Here is a 20,634-nt window from a genome sequence, read left to right as displayed (position 1 = left end):
TATTATGAATTTATTAATTGTTGTGCAACTGATAATTGGTGTTTAACAGCATCTTGACCTGTTGAACCATAACTTTTACGACGTTTTAAACAATTTTCAGGCTTTAAAAAGTCATAAATATCAGCTTCGATACTTTCATGATGTGATTGATAATCTTCTAAAGGTACATCAAGTAAATAAATACCTTTATTAATACAATCTAAGACGATTTTTCCAACAATTTCATGTGCTGTTCTAAATGGAACGTTCTTACTTACTAGATAATCTGCTAATTCAGTAGCATTTGAAAAATCTTTAGTAACTGTTTCATTTAAACGGTTGGTATTTACCGTCATAGTATCTAGCATACCTTCAAATATTTTTAATGAACCTTTAATGGTATGAATCGCATCAAATAAGCCTTCTTTATCTTCTTGCATATCCTTGTTATAAGCTAATGGTAATCCTTTGAGTGTTACTAACATACTCATTAAATGTCCTGTGGTACGTCCAACTTTACCTCTAATCAATTCAGCCATATCAGGATTTTTCTTTTGAGGCATGATGGATGACCCTGTAGAAAAGGCATCAGATAAAGTAATGAATTTAGCTTCATCTGTAGACCAAAAGATAATTTCTTCAGAAAATCTTGATAAATGAACCATAGTTAATGAGATATTATGCAAAGTTTCAACAATATAGTCACGGTCACTTACTGCGTCCAAACTATTTTCATAAACTGCACTAAAATTGAGTAATTCTTGTGTTTCATGACGATCAATAGGATGTGTTGTCCCACTTAATGCTGCTGCACCAAGAGGGGAGATATCGATTCTTTTCATACTATCTTGGAAACGTGATTTATCACGTTCTAACATCCAAAAGTAAGTCATAATGTGATGTGCAAATGAAATAGGCTGTGCACGTTGCAAGTGCGTATAACCTGGCATAATCGTATCGACATGTTGGTTAGCAATTGTCAGTATTGTTTGTTGTAATGATTTAATTAATTCAATAATGCCACTTACTTCTTCTTTAGTATATAAATGCATATCTGTAGCTACTTGGTCATTTCTACTTCTTCCTGTGTGAAGTTTACCCCCAGCTTCACCAACACGTTGAATCAGTTCATGTTCAATATTTAAATGAATATCTTCTAATGACGCTTTGAATTCGATTTTATTTTGATGTACGTCTTTTTGTATTGCTTTTAGCCCTTCGATAATTGTATGGGCTTCATCTTGACTAATAATATTTTGATTAGCGAGCATTGTAGCATGTGCAATACTGCCTTGTACATCTTGATCGATTAGATTTTGATCGAAATCAATTGAAGCATTAAATTCATCAACCCATTCTTCTGGTTGTGCTTCAAATCTGCCTCCCCAAGCTTTATTACTCATTACTATAGCCTCCATGTAACATAGCATTGACTTGTGTTGGTAAACCATAAATATCGATAAATCCTACTGCAGCTTCTTGATTAAAGGCATCTTCTTTAGTATAAGTCGCAAGTTTTTCATCATATAGTGTATATGGTGATTTTCTGCCGTTTACAATCGCATTGCCTTTGAATAATTTAACTCTTACGTCACCTTCAACATATTGTTGTGTACTGTCTATAAATTGTTTAAGGCTATCAGTCAATGGTGAGAACCATAAACCATTGTACACTTGTTCAGAAAATTGCTTTTCAATGACTGGTTTGAAGTGTGCCACGTCTTTAGTAAGCGTAATTGTTTCTAATGCTTTATGTGCTTTTAAGATGACTTCCGCACCTGGTGTTTCATAGATTTCTCTTGATTTAATACCTACTAATCTATTTTCAACATGGTCAATTCTACCAATACCATGTTTACCAGCTAATTCATTTAAATAAAGGATTAAGTCATCTAAATTGTAATCTTTACCATCAACTTGAACAGGTACACCATTTTTAAATGAAAGGATAATTTCATCAGCTTCATCAGGTGTATCTTCTAATGCATTCGTTAAATCGAAGGCATCTTCAGGGGGAGCAGCATATGGATCTTCTAAAATACCGCATTCGTTAGCTCTACCCCATAAATTTTGATCGATGGAATAAGGTGAATCATAGTTAATAGAAACTGGAATATTATGTTTGATAGCATAATCAATTTCTTCTTCACGACTCCATGCCCATTCTCTTACTGGTGCAAATGCTTTTAAGTTAGGATTAAGGGCTTTAATAGCAACTTCGAAACGTACTTGGTCATTACCTTTACCTGTACATCCGTGAGCAATACCTACTGAATTTGTTTTTTCAGCAATTTCAACTAACTTTTTAGAGATTAGGGGACGAGATAATGCTGATACTAATGGATATGCATTTTCATACATTAAATTCCCTTTAATAGCATAGCTAACATAATCATCACTAAATTCTTTTGTTGCATCAATGATGTGACATTCTACAGCACCCATTTTTAATGCTTTGTCATGAACAAGGTCTAAATCTTTACCTTCTCCTACATCTAAACAACAAGCGACTACATCGTATCCTTTGTCAATTAACCATTGTACTGCAACGCTTGTATCTAATCCTCCGGAATATGCTAAAACGATTTTCTCTTTCATATTTACACCTCAAATTATTTTCAGAATTTTAATATAAATTCATCATAGCAAATTCTTGATGAAAAATAAACCATAAAACTACATAAATATACATTTTAGGTATAACTTTTTAGAACCGAAATACATGTAATGGTTGATTTGTAGGTATTTTGATTAATTAATAATTTTTAGAAAATTGTATAAAGGGAGGGTGGTGTTTTGATGATTTAAGAAGATGACACTGAAAATTCACTTTTTGAATATAAAATAGAGACTTGTGAATTGAATAGCATATACAAACTTAGTAGAATTAAAGTAGTAAAACTTAGGAGGCTTTTTAGATGACTCATATTCAATTAGATTATGGTAAGACTTTAGAATTTTTTGGAGAACATGAATTAGAACAACAAAAAGATATCGTGAAGACATTACACAAAACGATACATGAAGGAACTGGTGCAGGAAATGATTTCTTGGGTTGGGTAGACCTTCCTGTTGATTATGATAAAGAAGAGTTTTCAAGAATTGTAGAAGCTTCTAAACGTATTAAAGCAAATTCTGACGTGTTAGTTGTTATTGGTATTGGTGGTTCATACCTTGGTGCACGTGCTGCTATTGAAATGCTAACATCTTCATTCAGAACAAATAATGACTATCCTGAAATTGTGTTTGTAGGTAATCATTTATCTTCAAGCTATACAAAAGAGTTAGTAGATTATTTAGCTGACAAAGATTTTTCTGTAAATGTTATTTCTAAATCTGGTACAACTACAGAACCAGCAGTTGCATTCCGTTTATTCAAACAATTAGTTGAGAATAAATATGGTAAAGAAGAAGCTAAAAAACGTATCTTTGCTACAACTGATAAGCAAAAAGGTGCATTGAAACAATTAGCTACGAATGAAGGCTATGAAACATTTGTAGTACCTGATGATGTTGGTGGTCGCTATTCAGTTTTAACTGCTGTAGGTTTATTACCAATCGCAGCTGCAGGTATTAATATTGAAGCAATGATGATTGGTGCAGCAAAAGCACGTAAAGAATTATCTTCTGACAAATTAGAAGAAAATATTGCTTATCAATATGCAACAATCCGTAACCTTCTGTATAGCAAAGGTTATACAACTGAAATGCTTATTAACTATGAACCTTCAATGCAATATTTCAATGAATGGTGGAAACAATTATTCGGTGAATCAGAAGGTAAAGACTTTAAAGGTATTTATCCTTCAAGTGCTAACTACACAACTGATTTACATTCATTAGGACAATACGTACAAGAAGGTCGTCGTTTCTTATTTGAAACAGTTGTAAAAGTGAATCATCCAAAACATGATCTTACTATTGAAGAAGATAGTGACGATTTAGATGGATTAAATTATCTTGCTGGTAAAACAATTGATGAAGTTAATACAAAAGCGTTTGAAGGTACATTATTAGCACATACTGATGGTGGCGTTCCAAATATCGTTGTTAACATTCCACAATTAGATGAAGAAACATTTGGTTATGTCGTTTACTTCTTCGAACTTTCTTGTGCTATGAGCGGCTATCAATTAGGTGTCAATCCATTCAATCAACCTGGTGTAGAAGCATATAAACAAAATATGTTTGCTTTACTTGGTAAACCAGGATTTGAAGATATGAAGAAAGACCTTGAAGCAAGATTATAAGGTATCAATTGCAAAGCAAACATGATTAATTTTAAATATTAAAATATAATTGAAATCATACCGATGGAACATATTAAGTTTCATCGGTATTTATATTGATATTGAGAATAATCTAGGTCTTAAGATGTATTTATTAAATTCAAAAAAGATAGTTGTTTCAAAAAGCTATAATTACAACTATAATAAATATAGTAATGTTTACCGAAGAAAGGATTTGGGATTTTGTCGTTTGAACAGTTAGAAGAGTGGTTTGATTTATTTCGGCAATTTGGATATATTCCAGGTTTTGTGCTCATTTATTTTCGTGCGATTATTCCAATATTACCACTAACGTTATATGTCATATTAATAATGCATACATATGGTGCAATCGTAGGTATTATCATTTGTTGGCTAGGTATTGTTTCCGGTACTTTTACTATGTTTTTAATATTCAAGCGATTAGTCAACACAAATAAGATGAAGCAATTTAAAACTAAGCGATCTGTACAACGATTAATTAGTTTTATTGATAGACAAGGTTTAATACCATTATTTATATTATTATGCTTTCCATTTACACCAAATACCTTGATTAATGTCGTAGCAAGCCTTTCACATATTAAGACAAAGTATTATTTTATTGTACTAACTTTATCTAAATTGATTTCTATCACTGTATTAGGGATAATGGGACGAGAAGTAACGACTATTTTCACTAATCCGATAAGAGCAATTGTGACTATACTTTTTTTCATCATACTTTGGTTTATCAGTAAAAGAGTAGAAAAGCATTTTATGGGCTCTACTAAGGAGTGAAAAAGTGAAAACTGTTATTAAATATTTGATTTCCTTAATATTTGCGATTATTATTGTACTGTTCATCCAAACATTCCTAATTAGAGGAGCTATTGTCACAGATGACAATATGTCACCTACTTTAGTTAAAGGTGATAGATTAATTGTTAATAAAATAAAAGTGACATTCAATTTATTGGATACTGGTGATATTATTATGTACAACATTGACGGACATACGCATTTTGGTAGGATTATAGGCGAACCAGGTCAATCTATTGAAATAAGAAATAATAAAATTTATCGTGATGATAGAGAAGTTAAAGATAAATTTGCGAAAAATAGACAATTAAAAAACTTTTCATTAAGAGATATGAAATATTCTGATGGCGATATCATTTCCCCTAAACATTATTTTGTGTTAAATGATAATGATCATAATCAATCAGACTCTAGACGCTATGGTTTAATTGATAAAAAGAATATTATTGGAGATATAAGTATTAAATATTATCCGTTTGAAGCATTTACGACAGATTTTAAATGAATATAAGAGGTGTCTAATTTGAAAAAAGAAATTATGGAGTGGGTTATTGCCATAGTAGTGGCAGTAGCACTGGTTTGGTTTATTAAAGATTTTGTTGGTCAACCGTATACAATTAAAGGTGATTCAATGGACCCAACATTAAAAGACGGTGAACGTGTAGTTGTAAATATTATGGGATATAAAATAGGTGATGTGAAAAAAGGGAATGTCATCGTTTTCCATGCTAACAAGAAAGATGACTACGTAAAACGTGTGATTGGGGTACCTGGTGATAAAGTACAATATAAAAAAGACCAATTATACATTAATGGTAAGAAACAAGACGAACCATATTTAAATTATAATGAGAAGCGTAAGCAAGTTGAATATATTACAGGTACTTTCCAAGTGAAAGATTTAGCTAATGCAAATTCTAAATCTAATGTTATACCTAAAGATAAATACTTAGTTCTAGGTGATAATCGTGAAGTAAGTAAAGATAGTCGTTCTTTCGGCTTAATCGATAAAGATCAAATTGTTGGTAAAGTATCATTCAGATTCTGGCCATTAAATGAATTTAAATTTAACTTTAATCCAGATAATACTAAAAATTAATATGATTTGAAGCGGTAGATGTTGTGATGACGTCTACCGCTTTTTTGTTTTACATATCTTGCCGGGGAGCAGGGACCCAAACATAGAGAATTTCAAAAAGAAATTCTACAAACAATGAAAGCTATGGTTACGACGAAATCTCAATATTAATTTAAATTAAAGGATCACCCTAGCTAAAGCTAGTGCGCATAAAGTCATACTTTTGCAAAGCAAATTAGTATGACTTACCTAATAGTGAAAGCTATTAGGAACAATAATTTATAAAAATGTAGTGTTAAGAAATATACATATAATATTGAGTGACTTGGCAGTAGTTGACTGAACTAAAATCAATATTCTATTAATCTTAGTTCTAGTCAACCTTGTAGAGGAGTGGGGCCCCAGATATAGAGAATTTCAAAAAGAAATTCTACAAGCAATGCAAGTTGGGGTTACGACGAAATCTCAATATTAATTTTAGAGATTTCTTTACCACTCCCGTGTTAAAATGTTGTCAAAGGAGTGAAGGCTGTAATGGAATTAAATGCATATATAGGTAGAGCTGGGACTGGTAAATCCACAGCGATGGTTAACGAAATTAAAGATAAAATGAAACGTGACCCACTTGGAGATCCAATTATTTTAATCGCTCCAACACAAAGTACATTTCAATTTGAACAAGCATTTGTCAATGACGAAGCATTGAATGGTAGCTTAAGAACCGAAGTACTTCACTTTGAAAGATTAAGTCATAGAGTATTCCAAGAAGTTGGAGGCTTTACGGAACAGCGACTTTCTAAGGCTGCGACAGAAATGATGATTTATCATCTAGTACAACAATATCAAGATGATATGAAATTATATCGTTCGCAAGCTAAATATTTTGGATTTAGTGAAAAGTTAGCAGAGCAGATTCAAGATTTTAAAAAGTACTCTGTTTTACCAGAACATATAGATGAATTTTTAAATACACATCATGTTCAAACAAGAACAAAACATAAATTAGAAGATATTTCTTTAATATTTAAGCAATTTGAATCGAGAATGCACGGACAATTTATTACAGTAGAGGACTCATTACGTCAATTTATCAAACAAATGGATCAATCTGAGTGGTTGAAACGGTCAGAAATATACATAGATGGCTTCCACAACTTTTCAACATTAGAATATGAAATGATACAAGCATTGGTAAAGCATGCTAAGAAGGTAACAGTATTACTCACTACTGATGGCAATCAAGATGCTTTCAGTTTATTTAGAAAACCCTCAGAAGTACTTACTCATCTCGAAGATATAGCACAAAATTTGCATATTCAATTAAATAAAAATATCTTTACAGATATTTATCGCTTTGAAAATAATGACTTAAAATCATTGGAGTCACAATTTGATGCATTACAAATCACGCCACAGAAATCAGAGGGATTTATCGATATCTTCGAATCATCAAGTATGAGAGAAGAAATAAATGAAATCGCACGTCAAATACTTAAAGACACACGTGATAATCAATTACGTTTTCAAGACATTGCGATCCTCTATAGAGATGCGTCTTATGCGGATTTATTTGAATCTATATTACCTTTATATCAAATTCCATTTAATATCGATACAAAGCGTTCAATGACACATCATCCTATTATGGAAATGATTCGTTCATTAATCGAAGTCATACAATCTAATTGGCATATCAATGCAATGATGCGTTTGTTAAAAACAAATGTACTCACAGACCAATTTAAAAATAGCACCCATCTTATAGATTTATTGGAAAACTTTGCGATAGAACGAGGAATATATGGCAAAAAATGGTTAGATGATGAGATATTTAATATTGAAAACTTTAGAAAAATGGGACGTAAAGAACATCAACTGACTCAAGAAGAAAGAGACACATTCGAACAGGTAGTTAAATTAAAAACAGATGTCATCGATAAAATTTTATACTTTGAACAAGCCATGAATGAAGGCGAAACAGTACGTGATTTTGCGACGGCATTTTATGAGAGTATGGAGTATTTTGAATTGCCGAATCATTTGATGACTGAGAGAGATATGCTAGATAATGATGGCTATCATGAACAAGCTGAAGAAATTGATCAAATTTGGAACGGATTAATACAAATTTTAGATGACCTAGTGACCGTCTTTGAGACCGAAAATATGTCATTATCCCGTTTCTTGGAAGTGTTTGATATAGGATTAGAACAATTAGAATTTGTTATGATTCCACAAACACTAGATCAAGTAAGTATTGGTACCATGGATTTAGCAAAAGTAGATAATAAAAAGCATATCTTCCTAGTAGGTATGAATGATGGTTCAATGCCACAACCCATTTCTTCCTCTAGTTTAATTAGTGACGATGAAAAGAAATTATTTGAAGAAAATGCCCAAATTGAATTAAGCCCTACGTCAGATATTCTACAAATGGATGAAGCATTTGTGTGTTATATCGCGATGAGCCGTGCAACATCTAAAGTGACATTTTCATATAGTTTAATGGGGGCATCTGGTGATGAAAAAGAAATGAGTCCATTTTTAGCTCAAATTAAAGATATTTATCAAGACTTGAATGCGATAAATATCCATCAGATGCATCAAGCGCAACCTATGTCGTTAATTGAACATGTACATCAGACTAAAATTAATTTGTTTGAATCACTTAGAGCGTGGTTAGACGAAGAAATTGTAGCAGATACATGGATAGATGCATTCCAAGTTATGAGAGATGACGAGCATTTAAATAAGGACCTAGATTACTTAATTACGTCTTTAACTTATGATAATGAGACAACACAACTTAGTGAAACACTGGCGCAAGACTTATATGGTAAAACAATCAATGCAAGTGTATCGAGATTCGAAGGATATCAACAATGTCCATTTAAACACTACGCTTCACATGGCTTACGACTCAATGAACGTACAAAATATGAATTACAGAACTTTGATTTAGGTGATATCTTCCATTCTGTATTGAAATACATTTCAGATCGGATCAATGGCGATTTTAAACATTTAGATCAAAAGAAAATCAAGTCATTAACTACTGAAGCATTAGAAACTATTCTACCTAAAGTGCAATTTAATTTACTGAATTCATCTGCATATTACCGCTACTTATCACGAAGAATAGGTGCCATTGTTGAGACGACACTCAATGCATTAAAATATCAAGGCGATTATACAAAATTCAAACCACAACAATTTGAAACAGGTTTCCGTAAAAAGCCTAAATCTGATGATGAGTTAATTGCACAATCATTAACAACTAAACAAGGTGTACCCATTAATATCAGAGGTCAAATTGACCGTATTGATACGTATACTAAAGACAATCAAAGCTATGTTAATATTATCGATTATAAATCGTCAGAAAGTAGTGCTACGCTTGATTTAACGAAAGTGTATTATGGCTTACAAATGCAAATGATGACATATATGGATATTGTGCTTCAAAATCAAGATAGATTAGGATTAACAGATATAGTTAAACCAGGCGGATTACTATATTTCCATGTTCACGAGCCAAGATTAAAATTGAAAAACTGGTCGGAAATTGATCAAGACAAAATAGAAAAAGACTATATTAAATCATTTAAAATGAGTGGATTAGTTAATAGTGATGAAGATGTTTTAGATGCATTAGATATTCGATTAGAACCTAAGTTTAAATCCGATATAGTACCAGTTGGTTTAACGGCTAAAGGTGCTATTAGTAAAGCTGGTAGTCAAGTTGCGGATGAAAAAACCATTTATAAATTTATAGAACATAATAAAAATAACTTTATTGATACAGCAACACATATTATGGATGGTCACACAGAAGTATCACCACTTAAATATAAACAAACATTGCCGTGCCAATTTTGTAGTTATCAATCAGTATGTCATGTGGATGGTATGATTGATAGTAAACGATATCGCACAGTTGATGAATCGATTAATCCAAAAGAAGTAATACAACAAATGGAAGAAAATGGAGGTGAAGATGAATGATACCTACAAAACCTAAAGATGTTATTTGGACAGATGCACAATGGCGTAGTATTTATGCAAAAGGTCAAGATACGTTAGTAGCGGCTGCTGCAGGATCAGGAAAGACAGCTGTTCTTGTAGAGAGAATTATTCAACGAATTTTAAGAGATGAAATTGATGTTGACCGTTTATTAGTTGTAACATTTACGAATTTAAGTGCTAGAGAGATGAAGCATCGTGTGGATCAACGTATTCAACAGGCATCCATAGAAGATCCCAATAACGAACATTTAAAAAATCAACGTATCAAAATACATCAAGCACAAATATCCACATTGCATAGCTTTTGTTTAAAACTAATTCAACAACATTATGATGTATTAGATATCGATCCGAATTTTAGAACGAGTAGTGAAGCGGAAAATATTTTACTTTTAGAACAAACGATCGATGAGGTTTTAGAACAACACTATGATAAGTTAAATCCTGATTTCATTGATTTAACAGAGCAATTATCCAATGATCGTAGCGATACACAATTTAGAAACATAATTAAACAGTTATATTTCTTTAGTATTGCTAATCCTGATCCATTCCAATGGTTAAATCAACTCTCTGCACCATACGATGATGAAAGACAGCAAGATGATTTATTAAAATTATTAAACGATTTAGCAATGATTTTTATTAATGCTGGTCATGAGTCACTTGAAAAAAGTTATGAATTATTTTCAATGATGGAAGGTGTTGAGAAACAATTAGAAGTTATTGAACAAGAACGTCGATTTATACGTGATTTATATCATAACGATCAATTACAGGTTGATGTACTTGTTCATCATCAATTTGTAAGTCGATTCCCAAGTATTAGCGCTAAAATAAAAGAAGAAAATGCGATGATGCTCGACGCTCTAGAAGATGCAAAAGCCTCATATGATAAATATAAAGACCTGATTAATAAAGTAAAAAACGATTATTTTTCAAGAACTCCAGAAGATTTAAAACGCGATATGCAATTACTTGCACCGCGTGTGCGCTATCTTTCAGAAATTGTGAAAGATGTCATCCATGATTTTAGTAAGCTTAAGCGAAGTCGAAATGTATTAGATTTTGCAGATTACGAACATTTTGCACTTCAAATTTTAACCAATGAAGATGGTACACCTTCAGCCATCGCTGACATGTATCGTCAACATTTTTCTGAAATTTTAGTGGATGAGTATCAAGACACGAACCGTGTACAAGAGAAAATCTTATCTTGTATTAAAACGGGAGATGAGTCGAATGGTAATTTATTCATGGTTGGTGACGTAAAGCAATCCATTTATAAATTTAGACAAGCAGATCCTAGCTTATTTATTGAAAAATATAATCGATTTAATGTGGATGGACAGAATGCAGGAATGCGTATTGATTTATCGCAAAATTTCCGTTCACGTAAAGAAGTATTATCTACTACTAATTATTTATTTAGGCATATGATGGATGAAGCAGTAGGTGAAATCACTTACGATGATGCTGCACAATTGTATTATGGCGCACCATTTGATGAAGTAGATCATAATGTAGAATTACGTACATTAGTAGAAGCTAGCTCCGAAAATAGTAAATTAACGGGTACTGAGCAAGAAGCCAATTATATCGTTGAACAAGTAAAAGATATTTTAGAACATCGAAAAGTCTATGATATGAAAACAAATACGTATCGACCAGCGACGTATAAAGATATCGTTATTCTAGAACGAAGTTATGGCCAAGCACGTAATTTACAACAAGCATTTAAAGATAATGATATCCCTTTCCATGTCAATAGTAGGGAAGGATATTTTGAACAAACAGAAGTACGTTTAATATTATCGTTTCTTCGCACAGTTGATAATCCATTACAAGATATTTATTTAGTCGGGTTAATGCGTTCAGTGATTTATCAATTTACAGAAGATGAATTAGCTAATATTCGCGTATTTAGTCCGAATGATGATTATTTTTATCAATCGATTCAACAATATATAAAAAATGATATGGCTAATAAAAAATTAGTAACTAAGTTAAAACGATTTTTAGCTGATATTCAACATTATCAAGATTATAGTCAACGTTACCCTGTCTATCAATTAATTGATAAATTCTATAACGACCATTATGTGATTCAATATTTTAGTGGACTCATAGGTGGCAGAGGACGTCGTGCAAATCTTTATGGCTTGTTTAATAAAGCAATTGAATTTGAGAATTCAAGTTTCCGAGGATTATACCAATTCATTAGATTTATCGATGAGTTGATTGATAGAGGTAAGGATTTCGGTGAAGAAAATATCGTAGGTCCGAATGATAATGTGGTTAGAATGATGACCATTCATAGTAGTAAAGGATTGGAATTCCCATTTGTCATTTATTCAGGACTATCTAAACGATTTAATAAAAATGATCTGAGTAGACAAGTTGTATTGAATCAGAAATATGGTTTGGGTATGGATTATTTCGATGTTAATGAAGATATTGCGTATCCTTCATTATCTTCAGTTGCTTACAAGGCAATTAACGAGAAGGAAATGATTTCTGAGGAAATGCGTTTAATTTACGTTGCATTAACACGTGCCAAAGAGCAGTTAATTCTAATAGGAAGAGTAAAAGATGAAAAAGAGTTGGGCAAATTAGAAAGGTTACCAATTTCAGGAAATCATCTTGCTGTTAATGAACGTTTAACTGCATCAACACCATTTACTATGATTTATAGTATTTTAGCTAAATATCAATCTTCAAGTATTACGAATGATCAAAAGTTTGAATCAGACATTGAACAATTAGATAGCAATGTTAAACCGAGAGTGAATTTATATGTAGATAACTTCGAAGATATTTCTACAGAGACCGTAGTTTCAGAAAGTGAAATAAGAACTGTGGAAGATATTGAACGTTATCAAAGCGGTAATGATGACATCAAAGCTAAAATTAAAGAAAAACTTACATTTGAATATCCATATCAAAAGGATATTGAAAAACCATCAAAGCAGTCTGTATCTGAATTGAAGCGTCAATTAGAAACAGAGGAAAGTGGTACAAATTATGATCGAGTGCGTCAATACCGTATTGGTGTATCAACATACGAAAGACCTAAGTTTTTAAGTCAACAAGGTAAACGTAAGGCGAATGAAGTAGGAACATTGATGCACACAGTCATGCAGCACTTGCCATTTAAAAAAGATAGATTAACTGAAACCGAGTTAGACGAATATATAGATCTTTTAGTTGAAAGAAATATTATCGAATCAGACGCTAAAGAGGATATAAGATTTAATGAGATTATGACATTTATACAAAGTGATTTATACATGAATATTGCATGTGCTGATCGCGTTTTCCGAGAACTGCCATTTGTAGTCAATCAAGCTAGAGTGGATCAGTTAGAGTTAGTTGATGAAGGTGTATCGATTATTCAAGGTATGATTGACTTGATTTATGTGAGTGAAGGTCAATATTACTTTGTAGATTATAAGACAGATGCCTTTAATCGTCGAAGAGGATTAACAGATGAAGAAATTGGACAACAATTGAAAGATAAATATCAAATTCAGATGAAATATTATCGCAACACATTAGAAACGATTCTTCAAACCAAAGTTAAAGGTTATCTATATTTCTTTAAATTTGGCATGTTAGAAATTGATAACCATGAATGATTTAAGACTATCCAAATGCAATATCATCATTAATCTGTAGAAACTTTCTTAATTTTCTTACTTATATATTTGTTATTTCGTGGTCATTATAGTTATAATATGTATTAAGATATAGATGAGGAGTTGATTATGAATGAAATTTTTATCATTCAAGCATAATGACAGAACTTCATACGGTGTTAAAGTTAAACGTGAAGATGCTGTTTGGGATTTAACATTAGTATTTGCTGATTTTGCGGAAAGTGATTTTCATCCAAAAACATTATTAGCAGGGTTACAACAAAACCAAACGTTAGATTTCCAAGAACAAGTACGTAAAGCAGTTGTTGCTGCAGAAGATAGCGGTAAAGCTGAAGATTATAAAATTTCATTTAATGATATTGAGTTTTTACCTCCAGTTACACCACCGAATAACGTTATTGCTTTCGGTCGTAACTATGAAGACCATGCGAGTGAATTGAACCATGAAGTACAACGTTTATACGTATTTACTAAAGCTGCGTCATCATTAACAGGTGATAGTGCCACAATTCCTAATCATAAAGATATTACAGATCAATTAGACTATGAAGGTGAATTAGGTATTGTCATTGGTAAGTCTGGAGAAAAAATCCCTAAAGCGCTAGCATTAGACTATGTTTATGGTTATACAATTATTAATGATATTACAGACCGTAATGCACAAAATAATCATGACCAAGCATTTTTATCTAAAAGTTTAACTGGCGGTTGCCCAATGGGACCATATATCGTTACGAAGGATGAACTTCCTACTCCTGAAAATGTTAACATTGTAACTAAAGTTAATAATGAAATCCGTCAAGATGGTAATTCTGGTGAAATGATTTTAAAAATTGACGAGTTAATTGAAGAAATTTCTAAATACGTTGCTTTACATCCAGGAGACATTATTGCTACTGGTACACCAGCTGGAGTGGGGGCAGGTATGCAACCACCTCAATTTTTACAACCAGGCGACGAAGTAAAAGTAACAATTGATAATATCGGTACTTTAACAACATATATTTCAAAATAATTGATGGAATTGTATAATGTTAAATAACAAAGTAGCTATCTTGAAGGTATTAAACTTCAATGATAGCTACTACTTTTATGTTATGATAATTAAAGTAAATAAATTAGTGGGGGGACATTGTCTTGTTACATGTTCATATTTTAAGTTGGGTATTAGCAATCATTTTATTTTTTGCAACATACTTAAATATTTCAAAAGTACAAGGAGCATCACCATATTTTAAACCTTTACAAATATTGCTAAGATTATTTATGGTATTGGCGCTTATTTCTGGATTCTGGGAATTAATTAAAGAATTCGCAGCAGCAAGCCAAGGTGAAGGTGGCAATCATATGTTACTTACATTGAAAATGCTTTGTGGCTTAGGCGTATTAGCATTGATGGAAGTTTCAATTGCTAAGAGAAAGAAACATGAAAATAGTGATAAATTATTCTGGATGACGATTGCATTAATTATCGTAACTATCGCAATCGGTATTATTCTTCCATGGGGACCAATCAGTAAGATGTTCGGTTTAGGATAATAAGTCATAAACCATGTTTATGTAAAATATAGGAGGTTGAGACATAAAGTTTTTGGGCTTTTGTCTCGACCTCTTTTACTTTTTTATTGTGCTTTGTAACCAATTATATTGATTAAATCTTTAGGATGACTATATGGTGGTGCATAGGCAACTTCAAATTCTGTTAATTGGTCAACTGTCATATTATTTTGCATCGCCATTGATAAAACATCAATTCGTTTATCCACGCCTTCTTGACCTACTGCAGCTGCCCGTATGATTACTCTTGTTTCTTTATCATAATAAACTCTTAAATGTAAGGGAGTATTTCCTGGGTAATAACCTGCATGTGCACCTTGCTTCGTTTCAACCATTTTATAATTAAATTGAGATAACTCATCAGGTTTGACGCCAACACTAGCAAATGTATAATTAAAGAATTTTACAATATTTGCACCAAGATAGCCTTTAAATTTAATATTGCTTTTCCCTGTAAGGTGTTCAGCAATTATACTGGCAGCACGATGGGCGCCCCAAGCGAGAGGTACATTAGCTTTTAAGTCTACATGTCTATAATGGGATGTGATGACATCGCCTAATGCATAGATATTATGGATATTAGTTTGGAAATAATCATTAACTGGTATAAAGCCCTTGTCATCAATTTGGATATTAGATGACTTAATAAATTCAGAATTAGGTTTTGTACCAATACCTTCAATGATGATATCAAATTGTTCTTTTTTACCAGATTTGAATGAGACTTCATGACCATTGATATCAGTAATTTCTTCATTTAAACGATACTCAATTTGTTTTTCTTCTAGTTCATCAAAGATAGGTTGATTCATATCTTGATCCATTAATTTATTGACTTGTTCGGAGCGATGAATGAGCGTGATATCTAACCCACGTTGATATAAATTTTCAAGTACTTCAAGCGAAATATAGCCGGCACCTACAACAAGTGCTTTATGAACGTTATGAGTATCAATATAGTCATTAATCGCATCAGTATCTTCTAAATTCCTTAAAGTAAAGGCCATATCAGTATTAAAGTTAAGTCGATTGGCACTGCAACCAGGACTAAGGATTAAGTAATCATAGGATTCTTCAAATGTTTCGTCAGTTGTTCTATTTTTTACAGTAACAGTTTGACGCGTATCATTAATAGCTATGACTTCATGATATGTTTTTACATTAATATGCTTTTTGTCATAAAAGGCTTCAGGTGTATACGCTAAAACTTTTTCTCTTTCAGTGATTGTATCGCTTAAATAATATGGTAAAGCACAATTTGCAAAGCTCATATCTCTATCTTTTTCAAATACAGTAATCTCACTACTTTGATCTAAACGTCTAATTTGGCTTGCACAAGTTGCACCACCTGCAACAGCACCTACTACAACAATTTTACTCATTTGACAACCTCCCTATATCATAAAAATTCTGAGATAGGACTATGTGACCTTCTCAGATTGATTTAACATCCTGATCTATGAATAATATCGGATATTTAAATTAAAGAAGTCATTTAAATATCTACCAATACCATCATCGTTGTTACTAAATGTAGTTTCATCAGCTATATCCTTTAGTTCTTGTAAACCATTATCCATAGCAATACCATGTTGTGCATATTTAATCATTTCAATATCATTATCTTCGTCACCGAAAGCAATAATATGTTGTGGATCAATATTTAAAAACTGTCTGACTTGTTCAATACCACGCGCTTTATTAATACCACGTTTAACGATTTCTATCACTGGGAAAGGTGCGCCCCAACGACGATGTTCTATATTTTCAGCATAAAAATGAGTCAATTTATCTTTTATTTCTGGGATTTTACTTTCTTCAGCTTCTACTAACAGTGATGTAGGTGCTTCATTAAGTTGTTCAAGTAAGTTACCAGTTTGGATTCTAGGATTACCCATAGAGAAACCTTCAAACAAACGAGGATCATGATTATTGATAAAAACATAATCTTTAACTTCTGCAATGATATTAGTCACTTGAAATTGTTGTAGCTTTTCGATGATATTTTTTGACATATCAATGTCTAATACTTCATGTATTGTTTTGAATTCATCAGATTTAGGGTGATGTACATAGGCACCATTAAAGTTCACAACTGGTGTATCCATATTTAACTCATGATAATAAATTTGGCTCGCTCGGTATGGGCGTCCAGTTGCTATCATAATGGAGTGACCGCGTTGTTGTAATTCAGTTAACACTTGTTTCGTATAATTAGAAATTTCTTTATTATCATTTAGTAAAGTTCCATCTAAGTCTAAGCAAATTAAATAAGGTTGCATAACTATCTCCTTATGTCGTTGTAATATATTGTAGTAGTATCATAGCATTTTATTGGCGTTTTGTCGGATATTTGATATATTAGTATAAAGATAAATATAGAGAGGTGATACTAATGGAAGAGGCGTTAAAAGATAGTATCCTAGGGGCTCTAGAAATGGTAATCGACCCTGAATTAGGCATTGATATTGTTAATTTAGGTTTAGTATATAAAGTTGATGTGGATGATGAAGGACTTTGTACTGTTGAGATGACATTAACTTCTATGGGTTGTCCTTTAGGACCGCAAATTATCGAACAAATTAAAACTGTTTTAGCAGAGATTCCAGAAATTCAAGATACTGAAGTAAACATTGTATGGAGTCCACCATGGAATAAAGACATGATGTCTAGATACGCAAAAATTGCACTAGGCGTTGGATAATCTTTATGACAAAGAATAAGAATGGTCATGTAGTTTAATGCACGAATTGTGTATAGGATACTATGTGCCATTCTTTTTTATTTTTGAAGCGTATGACCATGCATATATAAGTCATACTCTGACGGATTATTCCTAAATATAAAAAAATTCTTTGGAAAATTATCAGAAAAACAAATCGTCAATAAAAATATAGTATTCATTTAGTATTTAAATTGAATTTATATTACGGTTGTATTACAATATTTAAGACTGATAGTAACTAGAACACAATAAATTTAAGTTGTGAATAAATTGTCAGTAGAGTAACCTTAGTCCAACTCTACAGACTATTAAAGTTAATCTGTTTTGAAAATGATGATTTAGACATTTTATAAGACATACATATCTCTTTTAACTTAAGACTCGAATGACATTGATGTATTGATTAATCATATTAATTAGTAAGATGTCTTAAACGAAATTCGAAATGATTCTATGGGGAAGAAAGTGAAATATGGAAAAAGAATATAAAAGAACTAAAACTAGGGGTAAGCGATTAAGATATATGCCTGGTTTGGATGGATTAAGAGCGATAGCCGTTATCGGTATTATCATTTACCATCTAAACAAGCAATGGTTGACAGGCGGCTTTTTGGGCGTTGACACATTTTTTGTTATTTCAGGTTATCTAATAACAAGTTTATTATTAAAAGAGTATGAAGAAACTGGCATTATTAATTTAAAGAATTTCTGGTTACGTCGTTTAAAACGACTGGTACCAGCAGTATTAGCGTTACTTTTAGTAGTAGGAATAGCAACTTTACTATTCAAATCTGAAGATATAGTTAGAGTGAAACATGATATTATAGCAGCTATATTCTATGTTTCAAATTGGTGGTATATAGCTAAAGATGTCAACTACTTTGAACAGTTCTCGTTTATGCCATTAAAACATCTATGGTCGTTAGCGATAGAGGAACAATTTTATTTATTTTTCCCTGTTGTTTTAATTACACTATTGCTAACTATAAAGAAATATCGAAATATTACATTGATTTTTTGGATTATTTCATTATTATCACTCATGTTAATGATTGTGATTTCACAACCTCATCTTAATCATTCAAGAGTGTATTTTGGAACTGATACGAGACTCCAAACATTATTATTAGGTGTGATTTTAGCTTTCTTATGGCCGCCATTTAAACTTAAAGCCGAACCACCTAAAGTTTTACAACGAGCAATTGATGGCGTGGGATTCATTGGACTGGCCTTTTTGATCTTGCTGTTCTTTACAGTTCAAGATGAAAGCGACTGGATATATGATGGCGGTTTTTATATTATTTCTACTATGACTTTGTTGATTATAGCAAGTGTTGTTCATCCATCTACACTAGTATCAAAGTTATTAGGCAATCCATTGTTTGTTTATATCGGTAAACGTTCATATAGTTTATATTTATGGCATTTCCCTATTATAAGTTTTGTACATAGTCATTTTATTGCTGGTCAAATTCCGTTTTATGTTTACATTGTGGATATTATTTTAACAGTGTTATGCGCTGAAGCTTCATATAGATATATCGAAACACCATTTAGAAAAGAAGGTTTAAAGGCATTCACATTGAAACGTAAATACAAACCTGCGCTTATAAGAACAATTGCAATTATAATATGCATCATTCCGTTTGCATTTATTATGGGTGGTGCCTTTGATGGTTTAGGTAAAGATAAAATCGATCAAAAATCCAATTCATTCAATACTGATTTAGAAGATAAATATTTAATAAGAATGATTCCAATAGATAAAATTGGCCAAAAAAGTAATAGAGATACAGATGTTTATACTGATATTAGTCCATTGCTAATCGGAGATTCGGTAATGGTAGATATAGGTGAAAACTTTAAAGATAGAGTACCTAAAGCTAAAATTGATGGTAAGGTTGGTCGTAACTTATACCAAGCAATTCCACTAGTTGAAGCCAATTATAAACAATACAATAAAAAATCAGACCAAGTTATTTTAGAATTAGGTACTAATGGAGATTTTAATAAAAAGCAACTTGATGATTTAATTAATAAATTTGGAGATGCGCAAGTATATTTAGTCAATACCAGAGTGCCAAGAGGTTATGAGGATCATGTCAATAAACTTATGGCAGATGCAGCTAATGAAAAAAGTAATGTAACATTAATCGATTGGTACAAAAGGTCAGAAGGACATACAGAGTACTTTGCGCCAGATGGCATACATTTAGAACATAGTGGTGTAGAAGCCTTAACAGATGAAATTTTAAGTAAGATTAAAAAGAAATAATCATCCAACAAATTAATAAATCAAACTAATCATACGTGTATGATTTTACTAAAATATATTGAATGGTGAATAAATTCATAATAAAAACCCGAGATACTAGATATCTCGGGTTATTTTGTATCATTTAACAAAACCGTTTGATGCGGTTAAATGAAGTTATTAATACTTTGTTTGTTGTTTGAATTATTGGGAAATAGAATAATAAAAGGTTTGATTCATCACATTTGATATTAAAAATAAACCTAAAAAATATTACAAAAAACAAG

Annotated in this window: 14 protein-coding genes; 10 read left to right on the top strand and 4 right to left on the bottom strand. The window is 31.8% G+C overall.

What is annotated here, in order from left to right:
* Positions 1-2 precede the first annotated feature (2 nt).
* Complete coding sequence (gene argH / locus JX000_RS08980) at positions 3-1,382, bottom strand: argininosuccinate lyase (protein ID WP_002450800.1); 1,380 nt, start codon at positions 1,380-1,382, stop codon at positions 3-5.
* Positions 1,375-2,577, bottom strand: coding sequence for an argininosuccinate synthase (locus tag JX000_RS08975; RefSeq protein WP_002450799.1), 1,203 nt, complete (start codon positions 2,575-2,577; stop codon positions 1,375-1,377). Before JX000_RS08975 ends, argH begins: the two co-directional genes overlap by 8 nt.
* Positions 2,578-2,897: 320 nt before the next feature.
* Between JX000_RS08975 and JX000_RS08970 the strand changes: the two genes are divergently transcribed.
* From JX000_RS08970 to JX000_RS08935, 8 genes are all read left to right on the top strand, one after another.
* Positions 2,898-4,229: a glucose-6-phosphate isomerase gene (locus tag JX000_RS08970; protein ID WP_206140642.1), complete on the top strand. Its 1,332-nt coding sequence runs from the start codon at positions 2,898-2,900 to the stop codon at positions 4,227-4,229.
* A 222-nt stretch (positions 4,230-4,451) separates the two neighbouring features.
* Positions 4,452-5,027 (top strand): TVP38/TMEM64 family protein, encoded by a 576-nt coding sequence (locus JX000_RS08965; RefSeq protein ID WP_002450797.1) that lies wholly within the window; start codon positions 4,452-4,454, stop codon positions 5,025-5,027.
* A 4-nt stretch (positions 5,028-5,031) separates the two neighbouring features.
* Entirely contained in the window at positions 5,032-5,553 is a 522-nt protein-coding gene (lepB, locus tag JX000_RS08960) for a signal peptidase I (protein ID WP_002450796.1), read from the top strand.
* 18 nt (positions 5,554-5,571) lie between these two features.
* Complete coding sequence (gene lepB / locus JX000_RS08955; protein WP_124228440.1) at positions 5,572-6,147, top strand: signal peptidase I; 576 nt, start codon at positions 5,572-5,574, stop codon at positions 6,145-6,147.
* A 513-nt stretch (positions 6,148-6,660) separates the two neighbouring features.
* Positions 6,661-10,131: a helicase-exonuclease AddAB subunit AddB gene (gene addB, locus JX000_RS08950; protein WP_206140641.1), complete on the top strand. Its 3,471-nt coding sequence runs from the start codon at positions 6,661-6,663 to the stop codon at positions 10,129-10,131.
* Complete coding sequence (gene addA / locus JX000_RS08945; RefSeq protein WP_206140640.1) at positions 10,128-13,790, top strand: helicase-exonuclease AddAB subunit AddA; 3,663 nt, start codon at positions 10,128-10,130, stop codon at positions 13,788-13,790. The genes addB and addA overlap by 4 nt, the downstream gene beginning before the upstream one ends.
* A gap of 133 nt (positions 13,791-13,923) precedes the next feature.
* On the top strand, positions 13,924-14,826 hold the full coding sequence (locus tag JX000_RS08940; protein WP_002450792.1) for a fumarylacetoacetate hydrolase family protein: 903 nt from the start codon (positions 13,924-13,926) through the stop codon (positions 14,824-14,826).
* Positions 14,827-14,948: 122 nt separating this feature from the next.
* Entirely contained in the window at positions 14,949-15,350 is a 402-nt protein-coding gene (locus tag JX000_RS08935; RefSeq protein ID WP_206140639.1) for a YisL family protein, read from the top strand.
* An 83-nt stretch (positions 15,351-15,433) separates the two neighbouring features.
* Here the strand turns inward: JX000_RS08935 and JX000_RS08930 are convergent, their stop codons facing one another.
* Positions 15,434-16,750, bottom strand: coding sequence for a CoA-disulfide reductase (locus tag JX000_RS08930; RefSeq protein ID WP_206140638.1), 1,317 nt, complete (start codon positions 16,748-16,750; stop codon positions 15,434-15,436).
* A gap of 75 nt (positions 16,751-16,825) precedes the next feature.
* Entirely contained in the window at positions 16,826-17,650 is an 825-nt protein-coding gene (locus JX000_RS08925; RefSeq protein WP_002450789.1) for a Cof-type HAD-IIB family hydrolase, read from the bottom strand.
* Positions 17,651-17,763: 113 nt separating this feature from the next.
* On the opposite strand from JX000_RS08925, the gene JX000_RS08920 reads away from it, so the two are divergent.
* Complete coding sequence (locus JX000_RS08920; RefSeq protein ID WP_002450788.1) at positions 17,764-18,072, top strand: metal-sulfur cluster assembly factor; 309 nt, start codon at positions 17,764-17,766, stop codon at positions 18,070-18,072.
* A 493-nt stretch (positions 18,073-18,565) separates the two neighbouring features.
* Complete coding sequence (locus tag JX000_RS08915; protein ID WP_075778082.1) at positions 18,566-20,368, top strand: acyltransferase family protein; 1,803 nt, start codon at positions 18,566-18,568, stop codon at positions 20,366-20,368.
* The last annotated feature ends 266 nt before the right edge of the window (positions 20,369-20,634 follow it).

Origin of the sequence: Staphylococcus sp. SB1-57 (genome assembly GCF_017086425.1) — a bacterium.
In the GTDB taxonomy this organism is placed as follows: domain Bacteria; phylum Bacillota; class Bacilli; order Staphylococcales; family Staphylococcaceae; genus Staphylococcus; species Staphylococcus warneri_A.
The sequence above is the reverse complement of the archived record's forward strand: the minus strand, read 5'-3'. Positions and strand labels throughout refer to the sequence as shown.

Excerpts from the sequence above, each read along its gene's own strand:
- JX000_RS08970 (WP_206140642.1), top strand. The coding sequence starts at position 2,898 with ATGACTCATATTCAATTAGATTATGGTAAGACTTTAGAATTTTTTGGA.
- JX000_RS08920 (WP_002450788.1), top strand. The coding sequence starts at position 17,764 with ATGGAAGAGGCGTTAAAAGATAGTATCCTAGGGGCTCTAGAAATGGTA.
- JX000_RS08925 (WP_002450789.1), bottom strand. The coding sequence starts at position 17,650 with ATGCAACCTTATTTAATTTGCTTAGACTTAGATGGAACTTTACTAAAT.
- addA (WP_206140640.1), top strand. The coding sequence starts at position 10,128 with ATGATACCTACAAAACCTAAAGATGTTATTTGGACAGATGCACAATGG.
- JX000_RS08940 (WP_002450792.1), top strand. The coding sequence starts at position 13,924 with ATGAAATTTTTATCATTCAAGCATAATGACAGAACTTCATACGGTGTT.
- argH (WP_002450800.1), bottom strand. The coding sequence starts at position 1,382 with ATGAGTAATAAAGCTTGGGGAGGCAGATTTGAAGCACAACCAGAAGAA.
- JX000_RS08915 (WP_075778082.1), top strand. The coding sequence starts at position 18,566 with ATGGAAAAAGAATATAAAAGAACTAAAACTAGGGGTAAGCGATTAAGA.
- addB (WP_206140641.1), top strand. The coding sequence starts at position 6,661 with ATGGAATTAAATGCATATATAGGTAGAGCTGGGACTGGTAAATCCACA.
- JX000_RS08930 (WP_206140638.1), bottom strand. The coding sequence starts at position 16,750 with ATGAGTAAAATTGTTGTAGTAGGTGCTGTTGCAGGTGGTGCAACTTGT.
- JX000_RS08975 (WP_002450799.1), bottom strand. The coding sequence starts at position 2,577 with ATGAAAGAGAAAATCGTTTTAGCATATTCCGGAGGATTAGATACAAGC.